Source organism: Streptomyces sp. NPDC002669, from assembly GCF_042889165.1.
In the GTDB taxonomy this organism is placed as follows: Bacteria; Actinomycetota; Actinomycetes; order Streptomycetales; family Streptomycetaceae; genus Streptomyces.
The window spans coordinates 89,903-111,710 of record NZ_JBIAQQ010000015.1 but is presented as its reverse complement, the minus strand read 5'-3'; the positions used below and the strand labels follow the sequence as shown (position 1 = coordinate 111,710).

Sequence of the window (21,808 nt, the reverse complement as noted above, 5' to 3'; positions counted from 1 at the left end):
GGCTACGCCTTCCGCAGCTCGTCCGCGATCTCCCGCACGGCCGCCAGGGCGCGGCGCTGGAGCCCGGGGCCGAAGGTGATCCGGGTGGCGCCCAGCTCGCCGAGCCGGTGCGGGGCCGGGCCGTCCGGCAGGGCGAGGGCGTTGAGCGGGCCGGGGACGGCGGCGGCCAGCCGGGGCAGCGCCTCGGGCGGGGCCAGGATCGGGTAGACGCAGTCCGCGCCCGCCGCCACGTACAGCAGGGCCCGGCGCACCGTCTCCGCCTCCGGGTCCGCGGTGCCGGGGGAGCCGTGGACGTACGTGTCGACGCGGGCGTTGACGAAGAGGCGGTCGCCCGCGGCCTCCCGGACCGCGGCGATCCGGTCCGCCTGCCGCTCGGCCCCGACGAGCGTGCCGTCGACCGAGTCCTCCAGGTTGCAGCCGACGGCCCCGCTCTCCAGGAGCCGTTCCACGAGCTCCTCCGGAGCCAGCCCGTAACCCGCCTCGACGTCCGCCGAGACGGGCACGGAGGCCGGGACGGCCCGCACGATCCTGGCCACGGCCGCGAACATCTCGGCGGCGGGCGTCGCCCCGTCCTCGTAACCGAGCGAGGCCGCGATCCCGGCGCTGGGCGTCGCGAGCGCCGGGAAGCCCGCGTCGGCGAAGGCGCGGGCGCTCGCCGCGTCCCACGGGCCGGGGAGGACGAGCGGGTCGCCCGGGGCGCGGTCGTGGTGCAGGGCGCGGAGGACGGACGCGGTCATGCGTGACTCCTGTGGGTGCGGGCCGGAAGACGGACGAGGGGCGGGGAGACGGACGCGGATGCGCCGGGTGGCACCGGGCACGTGACCCGGCGCGCGGTGGGCGGCGCGCGTGCCGGGCGCCGCGGTCGGGCCGGGTCAGTGCTTGATGTCGCCCGGCTTGTAGTGGCCGGGAACCATGCGGGTGGTCACCGCGAAGCGGTTCCACGCGTTGATCGCGACGATCGCTGCGATCAGGTGGGAGAGCTCGGTCTCGTCGAAGTGCTCGGAAGCCTTCTCCCACACCTCGTCCGGCACGAAACCGTCGGTCAGCACGGTCACCGCCTCGGTCAGCTCGATGGCCGCGATCTCCTTGGGCGTGTAGAAGTGCCGCGACTCCTCCCACGCGCTCAGCTGGACGATCCGCTCGACCGACTCGCCCGCCGCGAGCGCGTCCTTGGTGTGCATGTCGAGGCAGAAGGCGCAGTGGTTCAGCTGCGAGGCACGGATCTTCACCAGCTCGGCCAGGACCGGGTCGATCCCCTTCCGGGACGCCCCGTCCAGCCGGACCATCGCCCGGTAGACGTCGGGGGCGAGCTCGGCCCACGGCTGCTTCATGCGGGGGGCGTGCTCGGGGTTGAGGCCGGAGGCCGGTGCGCTGTTCTCGTTCGTCGTCATGAGTACGACACTACGAGCCAGGTGGCACACCTGTATGGTCCATTTCCATGACGGATTCCTGGGCCACTTTCGGCGCCGACCTGCACCTCGACACCACCGGGTCGACCGGGCTGCGGGCCGGGCTCATGGACGCCCTGCGGGAGGCCGTACGGACCGGCAGGCTGGCCCCCGGCACCCGGCTGCCGTCCTCCCGCGGGCTCGCCGCCGACCTCGGCATGGCCCGGAACACCGTCGCCGACGCCTACGCGGAACTGGTCGCCGAGGGCTGGCTCACCGCCCGGCAGGGCTCGGGCACCCGGGTGGCCCGGCGGGCCGAGCCGCGCCCCTCGGCCGTCCGGGTCACCCGGACCCGGACGGCGCGCTCCCGGCCCGCGCACAACCTGCTGGGCGGGTCGCCCGACCTCTCGACGTTCCCGCGCGCCGAATGGCTCAAGGCGGCCCGCCGCGCCCTGACGGCCGCACCCCACGACGCCTTCGGGTACGGCGACCCGCGCGGACGCGTCGAGCTGCGCACCGTGCTCGCCGACTACCTGGCCCGCGCCCGGGGCGTCCACGCCGACCCGGAACGCATCATGATCTGCGCCGGCTTCGCGCACGCCCTGAAACTGATGGGGACGGTGCTGCGCAGGCGACGGGTGCGGGAGGTGGCCGTCGAGTCGTACGGGCTGGACATCCACCACGACCTGCTCCGGGAGGCCGGGCTGCGGCTGCCCTGCCTGCCGGTCGACGACCGCGGGGCGCGAACCGGCGAACTGGCCGGACTGCGGGGCGTGGGCGCGGTCCTGATGACGCCCGCGCATCAGTTCCCCACCGGGGTGCCGCTGCACCCCGACCGCCGGGCCGCGGCGGTGGACTGGGCACGGGCCACGGGCGGGCTGATCCTGGAGGACGACTACGACGGCGAGTTCCGCTACGACCGCCAGCCGGTCGGCGCGCTCCAGGGCCTCGACCCCGAACGCGTGGTGCACCTGGGGACGACGAGCAAGTCGCTGGCCCCCGGCCTGCGGCTGGGGTGGATGGTGCTGCCGGAGGACCTGGTGGGGGAGGTGTCCGAGGCCAAGGGGGTGAGCGACTGGTCGTCGAGCGCGCCGGACCAGCTGACGCTCGCGGAGTTCATCGGGTCGGGCGCGTACGACCGCCATGTGCGCTCGATGCGGCTGCGCTACCGGCGCCGCCGCGACCAGCTCGTCGAGGCCCTGGCGGAACGGGCCCCGGAGGTCCGGGTCAGCGGCATCGCCGCCGGACTGCACGCCGTGCTCGAACTCCCCGAGGGCAGCGAGCCGTCCGTGCTGCGGGCGGCCGCCTGGCAGGGGCTGGCGCTGGAGGGGATCTCGCGCTTCCGCCACCCCGACGCGGCACCGGGGCGGGACGCGCTGGTCATCGGCTACGGCACACCCACCGACAGTGCCTGGACCGGCGCCCTGGACGCCCTCTGCCGGGTCCTGCCCACCCGGTGACGCACCGCGCCCGCGCCCCGCCGGGGCCCGGGACCTGTCCCGCCGGGGCCCGAACCCCCCGCGCTAGTCTGATGAACGGTCGCGTTCGATGGTCACACTGGCTTGATCTTTACTACGGGGGAGACAGAGACATGGCTGTACGGAGGCTGCGGTCGAGCACGGTGGTGCTCGGCGGCATGGGGGTGCTCGCCGCGATGATCACCTCCTGCGGTTCGGAACCGGACAAGCGGTGCGTCGACCCGGTCAGCCGGGACAGGCTGCCGAGCTACGAGTGCAAGGGCGGCGGCAAGGGCTCGTACTACTACGGCGGCAGCAGCAAGAACGGCAAGGTCGAGGGCGGCAGCTTCAACAAGTCGGCGGTCGACCGGGGCGGTTTCGGCTGCTCGGGCACCGGCGGCGGCTGAGCCGGCATGGAGCGCCGCACCACGCAGCCGCGCCCCGGCTGGCAGCAGACGGTGGAGGAGCAGGGGATCGTCTTCCCGCTCACCCGCTACCCGGACGGATCGCTGCGCCCGTACTGGGACGAGAGCGCCTACTACGTCTTCTCCCTGCCCGAGGTCGAGGCCCTGGAGGACGTGGTCGAGGAGCTGCACGCCATGTGTCTGGCCGCGGCCGCGCACATCGTGGAGAAGGACCGGTTCGCCGAACTCGGCATCACCGACCGCAGACTGGCCGGCCTGATCACCCAGTCCTGGCACCGCAGGGCCGAACTCCCGTCCCTGTACGGCAGGTTCGACCTGCGCTACGACGGGAGCGGCCCGGCGAAGATGCTGGAGTACAACGCGGACACCCCCACCTCCCTGGTGGAGGCCGCGAGCGCCCAGTGGTTCTGGATGGAGGACCGCTTCCCGGGTGCCGACCAGTGGAACTCGCTGCACGAACGGCTCGTGGACGCATGGCGGCGGCAGGCCGCCCTGCTGCCGCCGGGGCCGCTGCACTTCGCCCACTCCGACGGGGACGAACTGGGCGAGGACCTGATGACGGTCGCCTACCTGCGGGAGACCGCGGAACAGGCCGGCATCGAGACCGAGGCGCTCTCCGTCGAACGGATCGGCTGGGACCGGCTGAGCGGGCGGTTCGTCGACGAACGGCTCCGGTTCATCCGCAGCTGCTTCAAGCTGTACCCGTGGGAGTGGCTGGCGACCGACCGGTTCGGCCCGCACGTGCTGGACACCCTCGACAACGGCGGCGGCAGCGGCACCACCTGCTGGATCGAGCCCGCCTGGAAGATGCTGCTGTCCAACAAGGCGCTGCTGGCGATCCTCTGGGAGCTCTACCCGGGCCACCCCAACCTGCTCGCGTCCTACCTCGACGGCCCCCGCGACCTGGCGGCGGGCACCGGCGACGGACCCGGCCCCGGCTACGTCGCCAAGCCGCTGCTCGGCCGCGAGGGGGCCGGGGTCACGGTCCACGGACCGGGCAGCCCCGCGGTGCTGCGCGACGAACCGTGCTGCTACCAGGAGCTCGCGCTGCTGCCGGACTTCGACGGCAACCGCGTGGTGCTGGGAGCCTGGGTCGTCGAGGACGAGGCGGCCGGCCTGGGCATCCGGGAGTCCGCCGGACCGGTCACGGACGAGTACGCCCGCTTCCTGCCGCACGTCATCCTCTGAGGGCCGGTCAGGACAGGTCCGGTCAGGGCCGACGGGGCGGCGGGGCGGCGGGGCGGCGGGAAACCGTCGCCCCGTCAGGCCCGGCCGCGCGCAGCCAGCCGATCAGGTCGTCCGTCACGGGTTCGCCCGCCGCCGCGACGTCCGGGCAGATCGCGCCCAGCCCGAGCCGGTGGACCGAGACGCGGTCGCGGCCGTGGCGGCGCATGAAGAACCCGTCGCCCCCGCCGTCGTCCCCGACCAGCACCCAGTGGGGCGCGTACCGGGCCACCTCGAAGGTCTCGTTGCGCTCCGCGACGGTGTGCGGGCCGTAGACGTGGACGCCGTTGCCGAGCAGCACGCCCGGCGTCGAGCGCCACAGCCGGGCGATCGTGGGGTTGGGGCCGTCCCGCAGTCCGCGCAGTTGTGCGGCCCGGACGGCCAGGAACCCGGCGAAGGACTCCGCCACCGGGTACTCCTCGCCGTCGACGCCGTCCCGGCACACCACCGGGTGCTCCCCGGCCCCGGCCTCCCCGCTCCGGTCGAGGGCGAAGGAGTAGCCGTCCCCGCAGTCGGGTTCGACGGCGAAGCACAGCCGGGCGCCGCTCAGCCGCCACGCGGCGGTGATGGCCTCGTACATGTCGTCCTCGGCTGCCCCGGCGGGCCCGGCCGTCGCGATCTGCGCGTCGCCGGCCCGCCCGTGGCCGAACTCGGCCAGCCACCACCGGTACGAGGGCGGCAACGGGCCGACGCGCGACTCGGCGTCCCGGATCGCCTCCTCCGGCACGGCGGCGGCCGGCCCGCGACCGAACCCCGGCGACTCCTCGACGAGGTCCCGCAGTTGCGTCAGGTCAGGTCTCACGGCGCAGAGTCTGCCAGGCCGCGCCGCCGCCCCGGGCCGCGGGAGAACACCCCCGGCGGCCCGAGACCCCCGGCCCGGAGGCCCGAGACCCCCGGCCCGGCGCGCCGGCTCCCGGTCAGTGGCGCAGGACGCCGCGGAGCTGCTCCAGCCCCCAGTCCAGGTCCTCCTTGCTGATCACCAGCGGCGGCGCGATCCGGATCGTCGAGCCGTGGGTGTCCTTGACCAGCACCCCGCGCTCCATCAGCTTCTCGGAGATCTCCCGGCCCGTGCCGAGGGCCGGGGCGATGTCCACGCCCGCCCACAGCCCGCGGCCCCGCACCTCGTCCACCGCGCCGCCGCCCACCAGCAGCCCCAGCTCCCGGTGCAGGTGCTCGCCCAGCTCGGCCGCCCGCTCCTGGTACTCACCGGTGCGCAGCATCGCGACGACCTCCAGCGCGACGGCGCAGGCCAGCGGGTTGCCGCCGAACGTCGAACCGTGCTCGCCGGGCCGGAACACCCCGAGCACCTCCCGCGAGGAGACCACCGCCGACACCGGGACCACCCCGCCGCCCAGCGCCTTGCCGAGCACGTACATGTCCGGCACGACGCCCTCGTGCTCGCACGCGAAGGTCTTCCCGGTCCGGCCCAGCCCCGACTGGATCTCGTCCGCGATGAACAGCACGTCGCGCTCGCGCGTGAGCTCGCGCACCCCCGGGAGGTAGCCCGGCGGCGGCACCAGCACCCCGGCCTCGCCCTGGATCGGCTCCATGAGCACCGCGACGGTGTTCTCCGTCATCGCCTCCCGGAGCGCGGTGAGGTCCCCGTACGGCACGATCTCGAACCCCGGCGTGTACGGGCCGAAGTCCTCCCGCGCCTCCGGGTCCGTGGAGAAGCTGATGATCGTCGTCGTCCGCCCGTGGAAGTTGTTCGCGGCGACGATGATCTTCGCCATGCCGTCCGGGACGCCCTTCACCCGGTAGCCCCACTTGCGGGCCGTCTTCACCGCGGTCTCCACGGCCTCCGCCCCGGTGTTCATCGGGAGCACCGACTCCATGCCGCACAACTCGGAGAGCTGCGTGCAGAAGTCGGCGAACCGGTCGTGGTGGAAGGCGCGCGAGGTGAGGGTCACCCGGTCCAGCTGCGCCCTGGCCGCGTCGAGCAGGCGCCGGTTGCCATGGCCGAAATTGAGCGCCGAGTAACCGGCGAGCATGTCGAGGTAGCGCCGGCCCTCGACATCGGTCATCCACGCCCCCTCCGCCGTGGCGACCACCACGGGGAGCGGATGGTAGTTGTGCGCGCTGTGCGCCTCGGCGGAGGCGATGGCGGTTTCCGTGGTCGACACGGGGTCTCCGTTCGTCGTGGGCATGGGCGTGGGCGGGGTGGTGCCCACTTTGTATCGTCGGTCGGATCCGGTCCGAGGAAACCTCCGATTCCCGGCGTGCCCGACCGGCCGGGCACCGGTGCCCGCGCCCGCCGCCCCGGGCCCTTGCGTGATCCTCGTCTCATCCGCGGTGGCGCGCGCCGCCGGTCCGGGCGCCTTCCGCACCGGCTGCCGGAGATCGCTCCGGTACCTGAGACAATGAGTCCCATGGCCTCTGAACGCCCCCGCGTGCTCTCCGGAATCCAGCCCACCGCAGGCTCGTTCCACCTCGGCAACTACCTCGGTGCGGTCCGCCAGTGGGTGGCGCTGCAGGAATCCCACGACGCCTTCTACATGGTCGTCGACCTGCACGCGATCACCGTTCCGCAGGACCCCGCGGAGCTGCGCGCGAACACCCGGCTCGCCGTCGCCCAGCTCCTGGCCGCCGGTCTCGACCCCGAGCGGTGCACGCTCTTCGTCCAGAGCCACGTCCCCGAGCACGCCCAGCTCGGCTGGATCATGAACTGCCTCGCGGGCTTCGGCGAGGCGTCGCGCATGACGCAGTTCAAGGACAAGTCCGCCAAGCAGGGCGCCGACCGCACCACCGTCGGTCTCTTCACGTATCCGATGCTGATGGTCGCCGACATCCTGCTGTACCAGGCCGACCAGGTCCCGGTCGGCGAGGACCAGCGCCAGCACCTGGAGCTGACCCGCAATCTCGCCGAGCGGTTCAACGGCACCTACGGCGACACCTTCACCGTGCCGGACCCGTACATCCTCAAGGAGACGGCGAAGATCTACGACCTCCAGGACCCGTCGGCCAAGATGAGCAAGTCGGCGGCCACCCCGAAGGGCCTGATCAACCTCCTCGACGAGCCGAAGGCCACCGCCAAGAAGGTGAAGAGCGCGGTCACCGACACCGACACGGTCATCCGCTTCGACCGTGTGGAGAAGCCCGGCGTCAGCAATCTGCTGACCATCTACTCGACACTCACGGGCACCGGTATCGCGGATCTGGAGCAGAAGTACGAGGGCAAGGGCTACGGTGCGCTCAAGACCGACCTCGCCGAGGTCATGGTCGAGTTCGTCACACCGTTCCGGACCCGCACCCAGGAATATCTGGACGATCCGGAGACGCTGGACTCGATCCTGGCCAAGGGTGCGGAGAAGGCGCGGTCCGTCGCGGCCGAGACCCTGGCTCGTACGTACGACCGAATGGGCTTCCTGCCTGCGAAGCACTGAGTCCAAGGACCCTGGCGGTTTCGGGGCCGCAGGCTGCACACTGGCGACGGAAGCCGACCCGGTGGGTGGCCGAAAACAGGTCATCGACCATCGAGGATTGAGGAGAACGACGTGGGGACCGTAACGCTCGGCGTTTCGATCGCGGTCCCGGAGCCCTACGGCAGCCTGCTCCAGGAGCGGCGCGCGAGCTTCGGGGATCCTGCCGCGTACGGCATTCCCACCCACGTCACCCTGCTTCCGCCGACCGTGGCCGACGCGGCCGCCCTGCCCGCGATCGAGGCGCACCTCGCCCAGATCGCGACGGGCGGCCGTCCCTTCCCGATGCGGCTGTCCGGCACGGGGACCTTCCGGCCGCTCTCGCCGGTGGTCTTCGTGCAGGTCGTCGAGGGAGGCTCGGCCTGCTCCTGGCTCCAGAAGCGGGTCCGGGACGGCTCGGGGCCGCTGGTCCGCGAGCTCCAGTTCCCGTACCACCCGCACGTGACCGTGGCGCACGACATCTCCGAGGCGGCGATGGACCGGGCGTACGAGGAGCTCTCCGACTACGAGGCGTCCTGGACCTGCGGTTCCTTCGCGCTGTACGAGCAGGGCGCGGACAGCGTCTGGCGCAAGATCAACGAGTTCCCGTTCGGTGCCGGGGACGGCATGCCGGCCGTTCCCGCACAGGGCGGTTCGTCCGTGGACGAACCCTCCCTCCAGTCCTGATCACCACCCTCCGCACGCCCCCTTCGACCCCGGCGTGCCCCGGGTGACCCCTTCGCCCGTCCGGTTCAGAGCGGCAGGCGCCGGAACAGCGGGCGCGGCACGTGCCGCAGCGCCGACATCACCGCGCGGAGCGACCCGGGCACCCAGACCGTCTCCGAGCGCCGTCGCAGCCCCGCCACGATGGCCTCCGCGACCGCGTCCGGGGTCGTGGTGAGGGACGACGCCTCCAGCGGCGCCGAGGCGAACCGGGCGGCGGCGAGCCGGGCCGCCTCGACCCGGGGCGCACCGATCCACGGCGCACCGGCCCGCGACATGCCGATCCGTGACGCGCCGATCCGGGTGCCGCCGCGCGTACCGCTTCCGTTTCCCGCGGCGTCCGTCGGCTCCGTGCTTCCGGCCGCCACCGCCACGGGTTCCGCCACCGGCTCCGTCACCGCCCCCGGGGCCCCGGACCGTACGAGGCCGGGGCGCACGACCATCACATGCACCCCCGTGTCGTGCAGCGCGTCGCCCAGCCCCTGCGCGAACGTGTCCAGGCCCGCCTTGCTGGACCCGTAGATGAAGTCGGCGCGGCGCACGCGCTCGCCCGCCACCGAGGACAGCACCACCAGCGAACCGTGCCCCTGCGCCTGGAGCGCGCCGGCGCACACCAGCCCGGCGGAGACGGCCCCCGTGTAGTTGGTCTGGGCGACCCGGACCGCGGAGAGCGGCTCCTCCTCGTCGCGTTCCTGGTCGCCCGCGATCCCGAAGGCGAGCAGCACCATGTCGACGTCGCCCTCGGCGAAGACCTCGCCGAGCACGGCCTCGTGGGACCCGGAGTCGAGGGCGTCGAAGTCGACCGTGCGGACGTCGGCGCCGCGGGCGCGCAGTTCGTCGGCGGCCGCGTCGAGGGCGGGGGAGGGGCGCCCGGCCAGCCGGACCGTGCGGGTCCGCAGCGCGATCAGCCGCCGCGCGGTGGCCAGGGCGATCTCCGACGTGCCGCCGAGTACGAGCAGGGACTGCGGGGCCCCGAAGGCGTCCTTCACGAAAACGCTCCTTGCAGACAGGGGTGATGGCCAGGGGTGGTGACCGGAGGGATGACAGGGTGTGCGGAACGCGGCGCCGGTCAGAGCGACAGACGCCGGGAAAGATCCGAGCGGAACGCCCCGTACGGGTCCAACTCGGCGCGCAGCGAACGGAATTGGTCCAGCTTCGGATACATGGCGGCCAGCAGCTCGGGCCGCAGCCGGGAGTCCTTCGCCAGGCAGACCCGGCCGCCGGCCGCCGCCACCTCCTCGTCCAGCGAGTCCAGGAACCGGGCCAGGCCGGGCAGGGCGGCGGGCAGGTCGAGGGCGAGCGTCCAGCCGGGCACGGGGAACGACAGCCAGCCCGGGTCGCTCGCCCCGAACCGCTTCAGCACCGCGTGCGACGACGGGCAGCGCCGCAGGGAGAACCGGCGCACGATCCGCCGCAGCGCCTCCTCCTGCCCGAACCCGACGGCGAACTGGTACCGCACCGACCCGGCGCGCCCCCGGGGCCGGTCCCGGACCGGCCCGTCCAGGAGACGGAAGAACTCGGCGGGCTGCTGGAGTTCGCCGGGCCGGTACCCGGGCGCGCCGCGGTACCGGAGTTCGCCCAGCAGGGCGGCGCAGACCCCGCCGGGCAGTGCGTGGGGCACGAGGGCGGAGAGCGACGGCAGCCGGCCCGGGCGGAGCGCGAACGGGGTGCGCCGGGTGTGCGCCGGCCGCGCGTACCGGGGCGCCCGCCCGTCCACGGGCACGGGCTCGCCCCGGGTGAGCACGGCGCGCCCCGTCGCCCGGCCGCGGGCGAGGAGGTCGATCCGGGCGGCCGAGTAACGGTAGCGGTGGTCCCCGGCGGAGAGCCGGTCCAGCAGGTCGTCCAGGTCGACGGCGCGTTCGGTGTCGACCGACAGCCACGGCCCGGGGGCGCGGTGGCAGCGCAGCGTCGCCGAGAGGATCACACCCGTCAGGCCCAGCCCGCCCGCGGTCGCGTGGAAGAGGACGGTGCCGGGACGGACCGTGTGGATCTCGCCGTCGGCGGTCAGCAGCTCCAGCTCCTGCACGTGGCGCGAGAAGGAGCCGGAGTGGTGCTGGTCGTGGCCGTGCGCGTCGGCGCCGATCGCGCCGCCCACGGTGACGTACCGGTTCGGGGACGGGGTGGGCACGGACCAGCCGAGCGGCCGCAGGACCTCTGCCAGCCGGTGCAGGCCGACCCCGGCGTCGCAGACCACCAGCCCGGTGGTGGCGTCGACGGTGCGGATCCGGTCGAGCGCGGTCATGTCGAGGACGGAGCCGCCCGCGTTCTGCGCCGCGTCGCCGTGGGATCCGCCCAGCCCCCGGGCGATGGAACCACGGGGTCCGCAGCCGCGTACCGTCGCCGCCGCTTCCTCGTACGTACGCGGACGGAACCGCAGAGCGGTCGTCGGGGCGGTACGGCCCCAGCCGGTCAGGGACACCGTGTCGACAGACATGACGGTGACCGTAGCGCCAGGGAAAACCCTTTTGGGGGATTTGTTACAGTGCTCACCGTTATGGGTGATTGAGGGGGTGTCGGGCCGCACACCGAGGGGGCCGGGTACGGTTCCCGGCGCCCGGACGGGTAAGCCGTACGTCATGGACTGGCTGAAGAAACTCCCCGTCATCGGGCCGATCGTCTCCCGGCTGATGGCGACGCACGCCTGGCATTCCTACGAGACCCTGGAACGGGTCCACTGGACCAGGCTCGCCGCCGCGATCACCTTCACCAGTTTCCTGGCGATCTTCCCGCTGATCGCGGTCGGTGCGGCGATCGGTGCCGCGCTGCTCTCCGACGAGCAGCTGCGCAAGATCGAGGACAAGCTCGCCGAGCAGGTGCCGGGCATCTCCGACCAGCTCGGCATCGAGGGCCTGGTGGCCCACGCGGGCACGGTCGGGGCGGTGGCCGGTGCGCTGCTGCTCCTCACCGGGATCGGCTGGCTCGGCTCGATGCGCGACTGCCTGCGCGCCGTCTGGGGCCGGGACGACGTGGACACGGGCAACCCGGTCGTCCGCAAGCTCAAGGACGCGGGGCTGCTGCTCGGGCTCGGCGGCGCGGCGCTCGCGACCCTCGCGGTCTCCTCGGTGGGCACCGTCGCGGTCGGCCGGACCGCCGGCCTGCTGAACATCTCGGACCGGGGCGCGGGCGGTGTGGTGCTCCAGGTGGCCGCCATGGCCGTGGGGGCGCTCGGAGGTTTCCTGCTGCTGCTCTACCTGTTGACCCTGCTGCCCGGCGTGGAGCCGCCGCGGCGCCGTCTGCTGGTCGCGGGCGCGATCGGCGCGATCGGCTTCGAACTGCTCAAGCTGCTGCTCGGCAGCTATATGAAGGGCGTGGCGTCCAAGAGCATGTACGGCGCCTTCGGGGTGCCCGTGGCCCTGCTGCTCTGGCTCAACTTCACGGCGAAACTGCTGCTGTTCTGCGCCGCCTGGACGGCGACGCAGAACAGCGGGGGCGTCGAGGACGCCGAGGGGACCGGGGAGGGGACCGTCAGCGACGGGGGAGGCGACGCACCAGGTCCGGCAGCGGCCAGCGCCGGTTGACCAGGAACACCCCGCCGGCCAGCAGCACCAGGACGCCGCCGACGATGCCCAGCGCGATCCCGGCACCGCCGCTGCCGCCCGCGTCGGCGGCGACGGCCTTCTTGCCGCTCTCGGGGCCGTGCCCGCCCTTGTCCTTGCCCTGCGCGGCCGGGGCGCCCTTGCCCGATCCGGTGTCGGCGGACTTCGGGGGCACCAGCTCGCCGACCGGGGTGACCTTGCCGCTCGCCTCGAAGCCCCAGTCCAGCAGGCTCGCGGCCTCCTTGTAGACGGCGTGGGCCTCCTCGGACGACGGGTTCATGACGGTGACGAGCAGCACCTTGCCGTCGCGTTCGGCGACACCGGTGAAGGTGTTGCCGGCGTGCGAGGTGTAGCCGTTCTTGACGCCCGCGATCCCCTTGTACGGGTCGACGCCGTCCGCGCCGGTCAGCAGCCGGTTGGTGTTCTGGATGCCGAAGCTCTCCCGCTTCCCGCCCTTCTTCTCCGCGCCGGGGAACTCCGCCTCGGCCGTCGAGCAGTACTCCCGGAAGTCCGCCTTCTGCAGCCCGCTGCGGGCGAACAGCGTCAGGTCGTACGCGCTGGAGACCTGGTCGGGCGCGTCGTACCCGTCGGGCGAGACCACCTTCGTGTCGAGCGCCTGCAACTCCTCGGCGTGCGCCTGCATGGCCTCGACGGTCTTGGGCACGCCGCCGTACATCGCGGACAGCACGTGCACCGCGTCGTTGCCCGAGCGCAGGAACACCCCGAGCCACAGGTCGTGGACCGTGTAGCTGAGGTCCTCCTTGATGCCGACCAGGCTGCTGCCCTCGCCGAGGTCGGCAAGGTCCTCGTCCCGGACGGTGTACTCACGGGTTTTCGGCTGGAGCGCGGGCATCACGGTGTCCGCGAAGAGCATCTTCAGGGTGGAGGCGGGCGGCAGCCGCCAGTGCGCGTTGTGCGAGGCGAGGACCTCGCCGTTCTCCGCGTCCGCGACGATCCAGGACCGGCCCGTGAGGTCCTTCGGCAGCACCGGTGCGCCCGACTTCAGCTGGACCTGCGTACCGCTCCTCCCCAGCAGTTCGCCACCGACCCGGGACATGCCGGCGGGCGGCTTCGGCGCGTCGTCGGAGGTGTCCTTGCCGACCGCCGAGGCCGGCGCGATGGCAAAACTGGACAGCAAGGCGGCTGAGATGACCGTCAGTGCGGTCTTTTTGAGAGCAGGCACGGTCGGAAACGTACAGGCAGATGATATGAAAATGGGTACGGATGGCTTGACCCGCCGCATGCGCCGCCGGGACGGCCCACCCCGGGCGGCCCTGCGGGAACGCGGCGGAGATACTGAGTCCATGAAGCTCAGCCGCCCCGTCTCCTGGTTCCTGCTCGCCTTCGGGGTGTGGAGCTGGTTCATCTGGATCACTTTCGTCAAGAACCTGTGGAAGGACGGCAGCGGACTCGCCTTCGACGACGCGGGTGACCCGACTGCGTACTTCTGGGTGCATCTGCTGCTCGCCATCACGTCCTTTCTCCTGGGGACGGTCATCGGTGTGATCGGGTTCCGTGGTGTCAAGGCACTGCGCCGCGAACGCGCGTGACGAGCGGTAGACCGGGTGGGGAGCAAGCTGGTGGCAGTGGCCGGTTTCGTGGTGATGGTGGTCGTGGTGCTCGCGCTGCTCGGCGGCGTGCACCGCTATCTGTGGTGCCGACTGGTCCGTGACACGACGGCGGGAGGAGGCGTCCCGCGCCGGATCGGCACCGCGGCCGCGTTCGTCCTGCCGCTGCTGAGCCTCGGCGCCCTGGTCTCCGGCCGCGTGGGAGCGCCCTTCCCGCTCCAGCAGGTACTGGCCTGGCCCGGCTACCTCTGGCTGGCCGCGGTGCTGTACCTGACGCTGGCCCTGCTGGTGGGGGAGGCGGTGCGACCGGTCCTGCACCGGGTGCTCGCGAGGAGCGGTGGGGGCGGGGGCCGGGCAACCGGTACGAGTGACGGGAATCACCCGGACCGCTCCCCGGTCGCGGAGCCGGTCACGGAGTCGGCCGGGCCGGCCACCGGGCCCCGGAGGACCGTGACGGAGGCGGAGGCCGGGGCGGCCGACGCCCCCGGCTCCCTGGCGCTCGCCACCACGGCCGACCCCCCGGCCTCGGGCGTCTCCGGTGCCCCCGATGCCTCCGGCACCTCGGACCTCTCGGACGCCCCGGGTGCCACCGCCCCCGCCGATGCCCCCGCCCCGCGCCGTCCCGTCGTCGACCCCTCGCGCCGGCTGTTCGTCTCCCGGGTCGTCGGCGGCGCCGCCGCCGTCGCGGGGCTCGGGACGGTCGGCCTGGGAGCCCACGGGGTGCTGCGCGGGCCGAAGGTCGAGCGGGTCACCGTCCCGCTCGCCAAACTGCCCCGCTCCGCGCACGGCTTCCGGATCGCCGTCGTCAGCGACATCCACCTCGGCCCGATCCTCGGCCGCGCCCACACCCGGCGGATCGTCGACACGATCAACCGGACCGGGCCGGACCTGATCGCCGTCGTCGGGGACCTCGTCGACGGAACCGTCGCCGACCTCGGCCCGGCGGCGGAGCCGCTCGCCGGACTGCGCGCCCGGCACGGCAGCTTCTTCGTCACCGGAAACCACGAGTACTACTCCGGTGCGGCCCAATGGGTGGACCAGGTGCGGGAGTTGGGCCTGCATCCGTTGGAGAACGCCCGGGTGGAGATCGACGGGTTCGATCTCGCGGGCGTCAACGACGTCGCCGGGGAGAGCGAGGGGCAGGGCCCCGACTTCGCCCGCGCGCTCGGCGACCGGGACCGGGCCCGCGCCGCCGTCCTCCTCGCCCACCAGCCCGTCGTCATCCACGACGCCGTCGCCCACGGCGTGGACCTCCAGCTCTCCGGCCACACCCACGGCGGCCAGCTCTGGCCGGGCAACTTCATCGCCGACCTGGCCAACCCCACCGGTGCCGGGCTCGACCGGTACGGCGACACCCAGCTCTACGTCTCGCGCGGCGCGGGAGCCTGGGGACCGCCGGTACGGGTCGGCGCCCCCTCCGACATCACCGTCGTCGAACTCGCCTCGCTCCGGGCCTGACCTCGCGGTTCGCGGCAGCGGTCCGTAGGGAATGGCAGGTTCCGGCCTTTTGGGCGCGGCGAGGTTTCAGGCGCCCAACAAAAGGCTATGAATGTCTGTTTCACTCTTCCAGATGTGAATATCGTGTGATTGGGTGAGCGAGAGCATGCGGTGATGTGCATATCTGAAGCACGACACCGGGGTGGGGTTGGTAAGGGAGAGCACGACCATGCAGTCGATCCGGCTACGGATTCTTGCGATCATCGGGGTCTTGGTTGTCGTAGGGGTCGGTGTCTGGCAGTTGCTCCCCTCGAAAGATGTGGACCAGACCCCGATCGCGGTCGGCACCACGGACGTGGTCACCTCGCTCGACCCGGCCGGCGCGTACGACGCGGGCTCCTGGGCGATCTACAGCAACATCTACCAGTCCCTCCTGACGTTCAAGTCCGGGGCGACCGTTCCCGAGCCCGATGCCGCCGAGAGCTGCGGATTCATCGGCCAGAAGCTCCAGACGTACCAGTGCAGGCTCCGTGACGACCTGACCTTCTCCAACGGTCGGAAGATCACCGCGGCCGACGTCAAGTACTCCATCGACCGGATGCTCAAGATCAAGACGGATGCCGGTCCGTGGGTGCTGTTCCCGAGCCTGAAGAACGTGGTGACCGAGGGCCGCACCATCACGTTCAACCTCTCCTCGCGCGATGCGACCTTCCCGCAGAAGCTCGCCACGGGAGCCGGTTCGATCGTCGACCGCGAGGCGTACCCGGCGGGGAAGCTCAGGAGCGGCAACACGGTCGACGGCTCGGGGCCGTTCATCCTGAAGTCGTACCGTTCGGGCGTCGTCGCCGAGCTGGTTCCCAACCCCCTGTACAAGGGCGCGCTGAAGGAGTCCGGCGTCCCGGTCACCGTCCACTACTACGACAACTCCGACAAGCTCCTGGCGGCCTGGGAGGGCAAGCGGGTCGACATCGCGCACCGCGAGCTGCCGCCGGCCATGCTCGCCGAGCTGAACCCCGGTGACCCCGACCTGCGCGTCACCGAGTCGGACAGCGCCGAGATCCGCAACCTCGTCTTCAACGTCCGCCCCGGTTCCCCGCTGGCCAACAAGAAGGTCCGGCAGGCGATCGCCTCGATCGTCGACCGCGGACCCCTGGTGAGCAACGTCTACAAGAGCACCGTCGAGCCGCTCTACTCGCTGATCCCGCAGGGGGTCATCGGGCACAGCACGCCGTTCTTCGACGCCTACCCGACGCCCGACCCCGAGCGGGCCAGGAAGCTGCTGGGCGAAGCCGGTGTGCAGACGCCGGTGCGCATCAACTTCGGCTACCGCGGCGGCGACGAGATCCAGGCGAAGGAGACCGAGGAGCTCCGCCGCCAGCTGGAGGAGGACGGGCTGTTCAAGCTGGAGGTCCACGCCGTCGAGTGGACGAAGTTCCAGAAGGAGTACGCGGCCGGCAAGTACGACGCGTACACGGTCGGCTGGTTCCCCGACTACCCGGACCCCGACACCTTCAGCCAGCCGCTGGTGGGCCGCGACAACGCCCTCCACAACGGCTACTCCAGCAAGAAGGTGAACAGCCTGATCGGTTCCACGCTGCAGTACAGCGACCGGGGCCGCACCACGGACGACTTCAAGGCCCTCCAGGCGCAGGTCGGCGAGGACGTGCCGCTGATCCCGCTGTGGCAGAAGAAGGAGTACTCCGTCAGCACGACGGAGGTCGCCGGCTCGCAGTACCTCTCGGACGGCACCGGAATCTGGCGGCTCTGGGAGCTGCGGCGGATCTGACGGACCCGCAGGAGCGGACCTCGCGGGGGCCGTTCCCCCGGGGCCGGACCTCGCAGGACGGTCCGCAGGACGAACGAGGGGCGGTGCGCCCGGCCACACGCCGGAGCACCGCCCCTCGGTCCGTTCCGCCCCCGCCCCTCAGGGCTTCTTCGGCCCCGGCCCGCCGGCCGGCCGGCCCTTGGCCCTCGCCGCGCCGGGCAGGAACTCCTCCAGCACGTCGTGGATCTGCCGCACCACCGGGCGCAGCACCCGGAACCGGGAGAGCGCGATGACGCGGGCGCCGATCGGGGTGCAGCGCTCGACCAGCCGGCGGCTGCGTTCGGCGTGCTCGGTCCGGTCGTACACCCAGTACAGCACCAGGCCCATCTGGACCAGCCACATCAACTGCGGCAGGTAATCGTCCAGTTCGGGGTCGGTCTTGGTGTCGGATCCGTCCAGGCACCGCCGGTGGATGGCGATCGCGGCCTCGCGCGCCGCGACGGACTGCGCCGAGAACGGGCTGAGCGGACTCTCCGGGTCGGCTGCGTTCTTGAAGAACTGGGCCGCGAAGCGGTGGTACGGCTCCGCCACGTCCAGCCAGATGAGCAGGACCCCCCGCATGCGCGTCGCGAGGTCCTTCTCCTCGTCCAGGACCTTCTGCACGGCCGCCGCGTGCTCGGCGGCGAGCCGGTCGTAGAAGCCCTGGACGAGGTGCTCCTTGCTCGTGAAGTAGTAGTAGGCGTTCCCGACGGAGACCCCGGCCTCCTGGGCGATGGCCCGCATCGTCGTCCTGTCGTAGCCGCGTTCCTGGAAGAGCCGGAGCGCGGTTTCGAGGATGAGGGTGCGGGTCTGCTCGCTCTTGGGAGCCTTGACTGTCTTCACGTCTTTCACTTCCTTCACCACGGTCCTGAGGTTATCGGCCCGGGGCCGTGCGGCCCCGGGCCGGTGGTGACGGGTCTCAGTGCCTGGGCGGTACGGGGGCGGCCCATGGGCCGGCTCCCGGCGGCATCGGCCAGCCCTGCGGCGTCACCGGCGGGATCTTCCCGCTCTCCATCAGCCGGCGCCGCCGGATCGTGCTGAGCACGAGGACGTTGCCGAGGTGCATCACGCCGAGCACGAGCAGGACGACGCCGAGCTTCACGGACAGCGCCTCGAACAGCCCGCGGGCGTCGGTGACCTCGTCGGTCCGCCTCAGGAAGAGTGCGATGAAGCCCAGGTTGACCAGATAGAAGCCGACCACCAGCAGATGGTTGACGGCATCGGCGAGCTTCTCCTTGCCCTGGAGCACCTCTTCGAGGAACACCTTGCCGTTGCGGCTGAGCGTGCGCGCGACCCAGACGGTGAGCGCCACGCTGAACAGCAGGTAGATGACGTACGCGACGACGGTGAGGTCCATGCCCCCGCCTCCCTTGAACGCGTTCAAAAGCTTGTGTCATGGACTGTAGACCTGCTTTTGAACATGTTCAAGCGGGTGCCCCGGCGACCGGCCCCGGCGGTGGAGGGCACACGACGGGACGGGCCGTGGACAGGGACCGCAGGGGCGGGCCGGAGGTGCGGGCCGCGGACGGGAACGGCGGTGCGGGGCGGCCGGAGGGGCGGCGTGCGCTCAGACGCTCATGGCGCGGGCCGTGTTGAGCTGGGCCATCACCATGGGGAAGGTGTCCTGGGAGACCGCCGGGATCATCGTCGAGTGGTGCCGGCCGCCACTGGTGACCGTGACCTGGATGAAGCCGGTCGTCCGCTTCTCCTTCATCAGCAGGAACAGCAGACCGATCAGGCAGAACAGCGCGAAGACGATCGCGAGCACGATCCCCACCGTCGGGATCTTCTCCTCGGTGCGCGACAGGTCCGTGGCCGTCCACACCGCGCCCTTGAGGGGCATCGGCCCGGCCGGCGTCACGATCTGGTCGTTCATGACGGCGATGTCGCCGAATGTCAGCACCGGCATGCCCGCGCCGGGCTGCATCCCGGGCTGCGGGAAACCGGCGCCGGGCACGCCCGGCTGGGCGGCCCCCTGCGGATGACCGGGGACGGGACCGGGCTGGGACCCGGACAGCGGCTGCGGATAGCCGTACGCCGGGGCGCCGCCGCTCCCCTGGCCGTCCCCGGCGGTGGGCGGATTGCCCTGCTGCCCGGGGTCCGGGCCCCACTTGTAGGAGTCGTCCGCGTACGGATTCGGATCGCTCAACGTTCCCCGCTCTCGGTCGGTCCTGCGCGTCCCGGAGCCCTGCAGCGCCGGGGCGGTGAACCGGTGCCCGGTTCCGCACGACCGTACCGTCAAGTCCCGGGCCGCGCAGCAAAGGGCCCCGGCTCCCGCAGGAGTTCCTGCGGGAGCCGGGGCCCTTTGCGGCCGGTGACCGGCGGAGCTCAGAAGCGGCGCGTGATCAGCGCCCGCTTGACCTCCTGGATCGCCTTGGTGACCTCGATGCCACGCGGGCAGGCGTCCGTGCAGTTGAACGTGGTGCGGCAACGCCACACGCCGTCACGGTCGTTGAGGATCTCCAGGCGCTGCTCGCCGCCCTCGTCGCGCGAGTCGAAGATGAAGCGGTGCGCGTTGACGATCGCCGCCGGGCCGAAGTACTGGCCGTCGTTCCAGAACACCGGGCACGAGGACGTGCACGCGGCGCACAGGATGCACTTGGTGGTGTCGTCGAAGCGCTCGCGGTCCTCGGGGGACTGCAGGCGCTCGCGGGTCGGCTCGTTCCCCTTGGTGATGAGGAAGGGCATGACGTCGCGGTACGCCTGGAAGAACGGCTCCATGTCGACCACGAGGTCCTTGAGGACCGTGAGGCCCTTGATGGCCTCGATCGTGATCGGCTTGTCCGGGTTGATGTCCTTGATCAGCGTCTTGCAGGCGAGCCTGTTCTTGCCGTTGATCCGCATCGCGTCGGAGCCGCAGATGCCGTGCGCGCAGGAGCGGCGGAACGTCAGGGTCCCGTCCATGTCCCACTTGATCTTGTGAAGGGCGTCGAGCACGCGCTCCTTCGGGTCGATCGAGACCTGGAAGTCCTCCCACCGGGCCTCGTCGGAGACCTCGGGGTTGAAGCGGCGGATCCGGAAGGTCGCCGTGATGTACGGCGAGGCGGCGGACTGCGCCTCGACCTTGTCCAGAGTCGGGGTTGCCATCAGTACTTACGCTCCATCGGCTGGTAGCGGGTCTGGACGACCGGCTTGTAGTCGAGCCGGATCGACTCGGTGCCGTCGGCCGCGACCTCGCGGTACGCCATGGTGTGGCGCATGAAGTTGACGTCGTCGCGGTTCGGGTAGTCCTCGCGGTAGTGACCGCCGCGGGACTCCTTGCGGGCGAGCGCGGAGGTCGCCATGACCTCGGCCAGGTCGAGCAGGTTGCCCAGCTCGATGGCCTCCAGGAGGTCGGTGTTGAACCGCTTGCCCTTGTCCTGGATCGACACGTCGAGGTAGCGCCTGCGCAGCTCGGCGATCTTGTCGACGGCCGTCTTGATGGTCTGCTCGGTGCGGAACACCATCACGTTGGCGTCCATGCACTCCTGCAGCTCCTGGCGGAGCGCCGCGACGCGCTCGGTGCCCTTCGAGTCGCGCAGGCGCTCGACCTGCTCCTCGACCAGCTGCGCCGGGTTCTCGGGAAGCTCGACGAAGTCGTGATTCGCGGAGTACTCGGCGGCGGCGATGCCCGCGCGACGCCCGAAGACGTTGATGTCGAGCAGCGAGTTGGTGCCCAGGCGGTTGGCGCCGTGCACGGACACGCACGCGACCTCGCCGGCGGCGTACAGGCCCGGGACGACGGTGGTGTTGTCGGCCAGCACCTCGCCCTCGACGTTGGTCGGGATGCCGCCCATGGCGTAGTGCGCGGTCGGCTGGATCGGGATCGGGTCCGTGTAGGGCTCGATGCCGAGGTAGGTGCGCGCGAACTCGGTGATGTCCGGGAGCTTGGCGTCCAGCTGCTCCGGCGGCAGGTGCGTGAGGTCGAGGTAGACGTGGTCGCCCTCGGGACCGCAGCCGCGGCCCTCACGGATCTCCGTGTAGATGGAGCGGGACACGACGTCACGGGACGCGAGGTCCTTCATGACCGGCGCGTACTTCTCCATGAAGCGCTCGCCGTCCTTGTTGCGGAGGATGCCGCCCTCACCGCGGGCGCCCTCCGTCAGCAGGATGCCCATCCGCCAGATGCCCGTCGGGTGGAACTGGAAGAACTCCATGTCCTCCAGCGGCAGACCCCGGCGGTAGCAGGCGGCCTGGCCGTCACCGGTCAGGGTGTGCGCGTTCGACGTCACCTTGAAGAACTTGCCGGTGCCGCCCGAGGCGTAGATGACCGACTTCGCCTGGAAGACGTGGATCTCGCCGGTGGCCAGCTCGTAGGCGACGACGCCGGCGGACTTCTTGACGCCGTCCTCCTCGACGACCAGCTGGTCCAGGACGTAGAACTCGTTGAAGAACTCCACGCCCTCCTTGACGCAGTTCTGGTACAGCGTCTGGAGGATCATGTGGCCGGTGCGGTCGCCCGAGTAGCAGGCGCGGCGGACCGGGGCCTCACCGTGGTTGCGGGAGTGACCGCCGAACCGGCGCTGGTCGATCCGGCCCTCGGGCGTACGGCCGAACGGCAGGCCCATCTTCTCCAGGTCGAGAACGGCGTCGATGGCCTCCTTCGCCAGGATCTCGGCGGCGTCCTGGTCGACCAGGTAGTCACCGCCCTTGATCGTGTCGAAGGTGTGCCACTCCCAGTTGTCCTCCTCCACGTTGGCCAGCGCGGCGGCCATGCCGCCCTGCGCGGCGCCCGTGTGGGAGCGGGTGGGGTAGAGCTTGGTGAGCACGGCGGTGCGGCTGCGCTTCGTGGACTCGATGGCCGCACGCATACCGGCGCCGCCGGCGCCGACGATGACGGTGTCGTACTTGTGGATCTGCATGATTTCC

General features: G+C 71.7%; 21 protein-coding genes. 9 read left to right on the top strand and 12 right to left on the bottom strand.

Annotation, left to right across the window (positions count from 1 at the left end; translation table 11 throughout):
• Nucleotides 1–2: 2 nt before the first annotated feature.
• Together ACFYW1_RS22545 and ACFYW1_RS22540 are read right to left on the bottom strand one after the other, a co-directional pair.
• The gene (locus ACFYW1_RS22545; protein ID WP_388995861.1) at nucleotides 3–737 is read right to left on the bottom strand and encodes an isocitrate lyase/phosphoenolpyruvate mutase family protein; all 735 of its coding nucleotides are present in this window, start codon (nucleotides 735–737) and stop codon (nucleotides 3–5) included.
• Nucleotides 738–872: 135 nt separating this feature from the next.
• A complete protein-coding gene (locus tag ACFYW1_RS22540) occupies nucleotides 873–1,391 on the bottom strand; it encodes a carboxymuconolactone decarboxylase family protein (RefSeq protein WP_388995858.1) in 519 nt (172 codons plus the stop codon).
• A 47-nt stretch (nucleotides 1,392–1,438) separates the two neighbouring features.
• Here ACFYW1_RS22540 and ACFYW1_RS22535 point away from each other — a divergent pair, with 47 nt between their 5' ends.
• From ACFYW1_RS22535 to ACFYW1_RS22525, 3 genes are all read left to right on the top strand, one after another.
• Complete coding sequence (locus ACFYW1_RS22535) at nucleotides 1,439–2,848, top strand: PLP-dependent aminotransferase family protein (protein ID WP_388995855.1); 1,410 nt, start codon at nucleotides 1,439–1,441, stop codon at nucleotides 2,846–2,848.
• A gap of 131 nt (nucleotides 2,849–2,979) precedes the next feature.
• Nucleotides 2,980–3,252, top strand: a complete 273-nt coding sequence (locus tag ACFYW1_RS22530; RefSeq protein ID WP_388995852.1) for a hypothetical protein — start codon at nucleotides 2,980–2,982, stop codon at nucleotides 3,250–3,252.
• A 6-nt stretch (nucleotides 3,253–3,258) separates the two neighbouring features.
• Complete coding sequence (locus ACFYW1_RS22525) at nucleotides 3,259–4,458, top strand: glutathionylspermidine synthase family protein (protein WP_388995849.1); 1,200 nt, start codon at nucleotides 3,259–3,261, stop codon at nucleotides 4,456–4,458.
• A gap of 22 nt (nucleotides 4,459–4,480) precedes the next feature.
• Here the strand turns inward: ACFYW1_RS22525 and ACFYW1_RS22520 are convergent, their stop codons facing one another.
• Both ACFYW1_RS22520 and rocD read right to left on the bottom strand, forming a co-directional pair.
• A complete protein-coding gene (locus ACFYW1_RS22520; RefSeq protein WP_388995846.1) occupies nucleotides 4,481–5,296 on the bottom strand; it encodes an SMI1/KNR4 family protein in 816 nt (271 codons plus the stop codon).
• A gap of 115 nt (nucleotides 5,297–5,411) precedes the next feature.
• Nucleotides 5,412–6,617, bottom strand: coding sequence for an ornithine--oxo-acid transaminase (gene rocD, locus ACFYW1_RS22515; protein WP_388995843.1), 1,206 nt, complete (start codon nucleotides 6,615–6,617; stop codon nucleotides 5,412–5,414).
• Between the two features lie 246 nt (nucleotides 6,618–6,863).
• Here rocD and trpS point away from each other — a divergent pair, with 246 nt between their 5' ends.
• Nucleotides 6,864–7,877 (top strand): tryptophan--tRNA ligase, encoded by a 1,014-nt coding sequence (gene trpS / locus ACFYW1_RS22510; protein WP_388995840.1) that lies wholly within the window; start codon nucleotides 6,864–6,866, stop codon nucleotides 7,875–7,877.
• Nucleotides 7,878–7,988: 111 nt separating this feature from the next.
• Entirely contained in the window at nucleotides 7,989–8,579 is a 591-nt protein-coding gene (locus ACFYW1_RS22505; protein WP_388995837.1) for a 2'-5' RNA ligase family protein, read from the top strand.
• Nucleotides 8,580–8,644: 65 nt separating this feature from the next.
• On the opposite strand, the gene ACFYW1_RS22500 is transcribed toward ACFYW1_RS22505, so the two are convergent.
• Nucleotides 8,645–9,604 (bottom strand): SDR family NAD(P)-dependent oxidoreductase, encoded by a 960-nt coding sequence (locus ACFYW1_RS22500; RefSeq protein ID WP_388995834.1) that lies wholly within the window; start codon nucleotides 9,602–9,604, stop codon nucleotides 8,645–8,647.
• A gap of 80 nt (nucleotides 9,605–9,684) precedes the next feature.
• The gene (locus tag ACFYW1_RS22495) at nucleotides 9,685–11,049 is read right to left on the bottom strand and encodes an FAD-binding protein (protein ID WP_388995831.1); all 1,365 of its coding nucleotides are present in this window, start codon (nucleotides 11,047–11,049) and stop codon (nucleotides 9,685–9,687) included.
• Between the two features lie 142 nt (nucleotides 11,050–11,191).
• Between ACFYW1_RS22495 and ACFYW1_RS22490 the strand changes: the two genes are divergently transcribed.
• Nucleotides 11,192–12,133, top strand: coding sequence for a YihY/virulence factor BrkB family protein (locus tag ACFYW1_RS22490; RefSeq protein WP_388995828.1), 942 nt, complete (start codon nucleotides 11,192–11,194; stop codon nucleotides 12,131–12,133).
• On the opposite strand, the gene ACFYW1_RS22485 is transcribed toward ACFYW1_RS22490, so the two are convergent.
• Nucleotides 12,081–13,334, bottom strand: a complete 1,254-nt coding sequence (locus ACFYW1_RS22485) for a D-alanyl-D-alanine carboxypeptidase family protein (RefSeq protein WP_388995826.1) — start codon at nucleotides 13,332–13,334, stop codon at nucleotides 12,081–12,083. The genes ACFYW1_RS22490 and ACFYW1_RS22485 overlap by 53 nt on opposite strands.
• Before the next feature lie 121 nt (nucleotides 13,335–13,455).
• On the opposite strand from ACFYW1_RS22485, the gene ACFYW1_RS22480 reads away from it, so the two are divergent.
• The 3 genes from ACFYW1_RS22480 (at nucleotide 13,456) to ACFYW1_RS22470 (ending at nucleotide 16,942) form a co-directional block, all read left to right on the top strand.
• Nucleotides 13,456–13,701, top strand: a complete 246-nt coding sequence (locus ACFYW1_RS22480) for an SCO4848 family membrane protein (protein WP_388995823.1) — start codon at nucleotides 13,456–13,458, stop codon at nucleotides 13,699–13,701.
• 54 nt (nucleotides 13,702–13,755) lie between these two features.
• Nucleotides 13,756–15,177, top strand: a complete 1,422-nt coding sequence (locus tag ACFYW1_RS22475; RefSeq protein WP_388996114.1) for a metallophosphoesterase — start codon at nucleotides 13,756–13,758, stop codon at nucleotides 15,175–15,177.
• Between the two features lie 208 nt (nucleotides 15,178–15,385).
• The gene (locus ACFYW1_RS22470) at nucleotides 15,386–16,942 is read left to right on the top strand and encodes an ABC transporter substrate-binding protein (RefSeq protein ID WP_388995820.1); all 1,557 of its coding nucleotides are present in this window, start codon (nucleotides 15,386–15,388) and stop codon (nucleotides 16,940–16,942) included.
• Between the two features lie 138 nt (nucleotides 16,943–17,080).
• Here the strand turns inward: ACFYW1_RS22470 and ACFYW1_RS22465 are convergent, their stop codons facing one another.
• The 5 genes from ACFYW1_RS22465 to sdhA form a co-directional block, all read right to left on the bottom strand.
• Nucleotides 17,081–17,824: a TetR family transcriptional regulator gene (locus tag ACFYW1_RS22465; RefSeq protein ID WP_388995817.1), complete on the bottom strand. Its 744-nt coding sequence runs from the start codon at nucleotides 17,822–17,824 to the stop codon at nucleotides 17,081–17,083.
• 55 nt (nucleotides 17,825–17,879) lie between these two features.
• Nucleotides 17,880–18,317, bottom strand: coding sequence for a hypothetical protein (locus tag ACFYW1_RS22460; protein ID WP_388995814.1), 438 nt, complete (start codon nucleotides 18,315–18,317; stop codon nucleotides 17,880–17,882).
• A 210-nt stretch (nucleotides 18,318–18,527) separates the two neighbouring features.
• Complete coding sequence (locus ACFYW1_RS22455; RefSeq protein WP_388995811.1) at nucleotides 18,528–19,109, bottom strand: hypothetical protein; 582 nt, start codon at nucleotides 19,107–19,109, stop codon at nucleotides 18,528–18,530.
• 179 nt (nucleotides 19,110–19,288) lie between these two features.
• Nucleotides 19,289–20,047 (bottom strand): succinate dehydrogenase iron-sulfur subunit, encoded by a 759-nt coding sequence (locus tag ACFYW1_RS22450; protein ID WP_388995808.1) that lies wholly within the window; start codon nucleotides 20,045–20,047, stop codon nucleotides 19,289–19,291.
• Nucleotides 20,047–21,801 carry a succinate dehydrogenase flavoprotein subunit gene (gene sdhA, locus ACFYW1_RS22445; protein WP_388995802.1) on the bottom strand — a complete coding sequence of 585 codons (1,755 nt, stop codon included), beginning with the start codon at nucleotides 21,799–21,801 and terminating at the stop codon, nucleotides 20,047–20,049. Before sdhA ends, ACFYW1_RS22450 begins: the two co-directional genes overlap by 1 nt.
• Nucleotides 21,802–21,808: the final 7 nt, after the last annotated feature.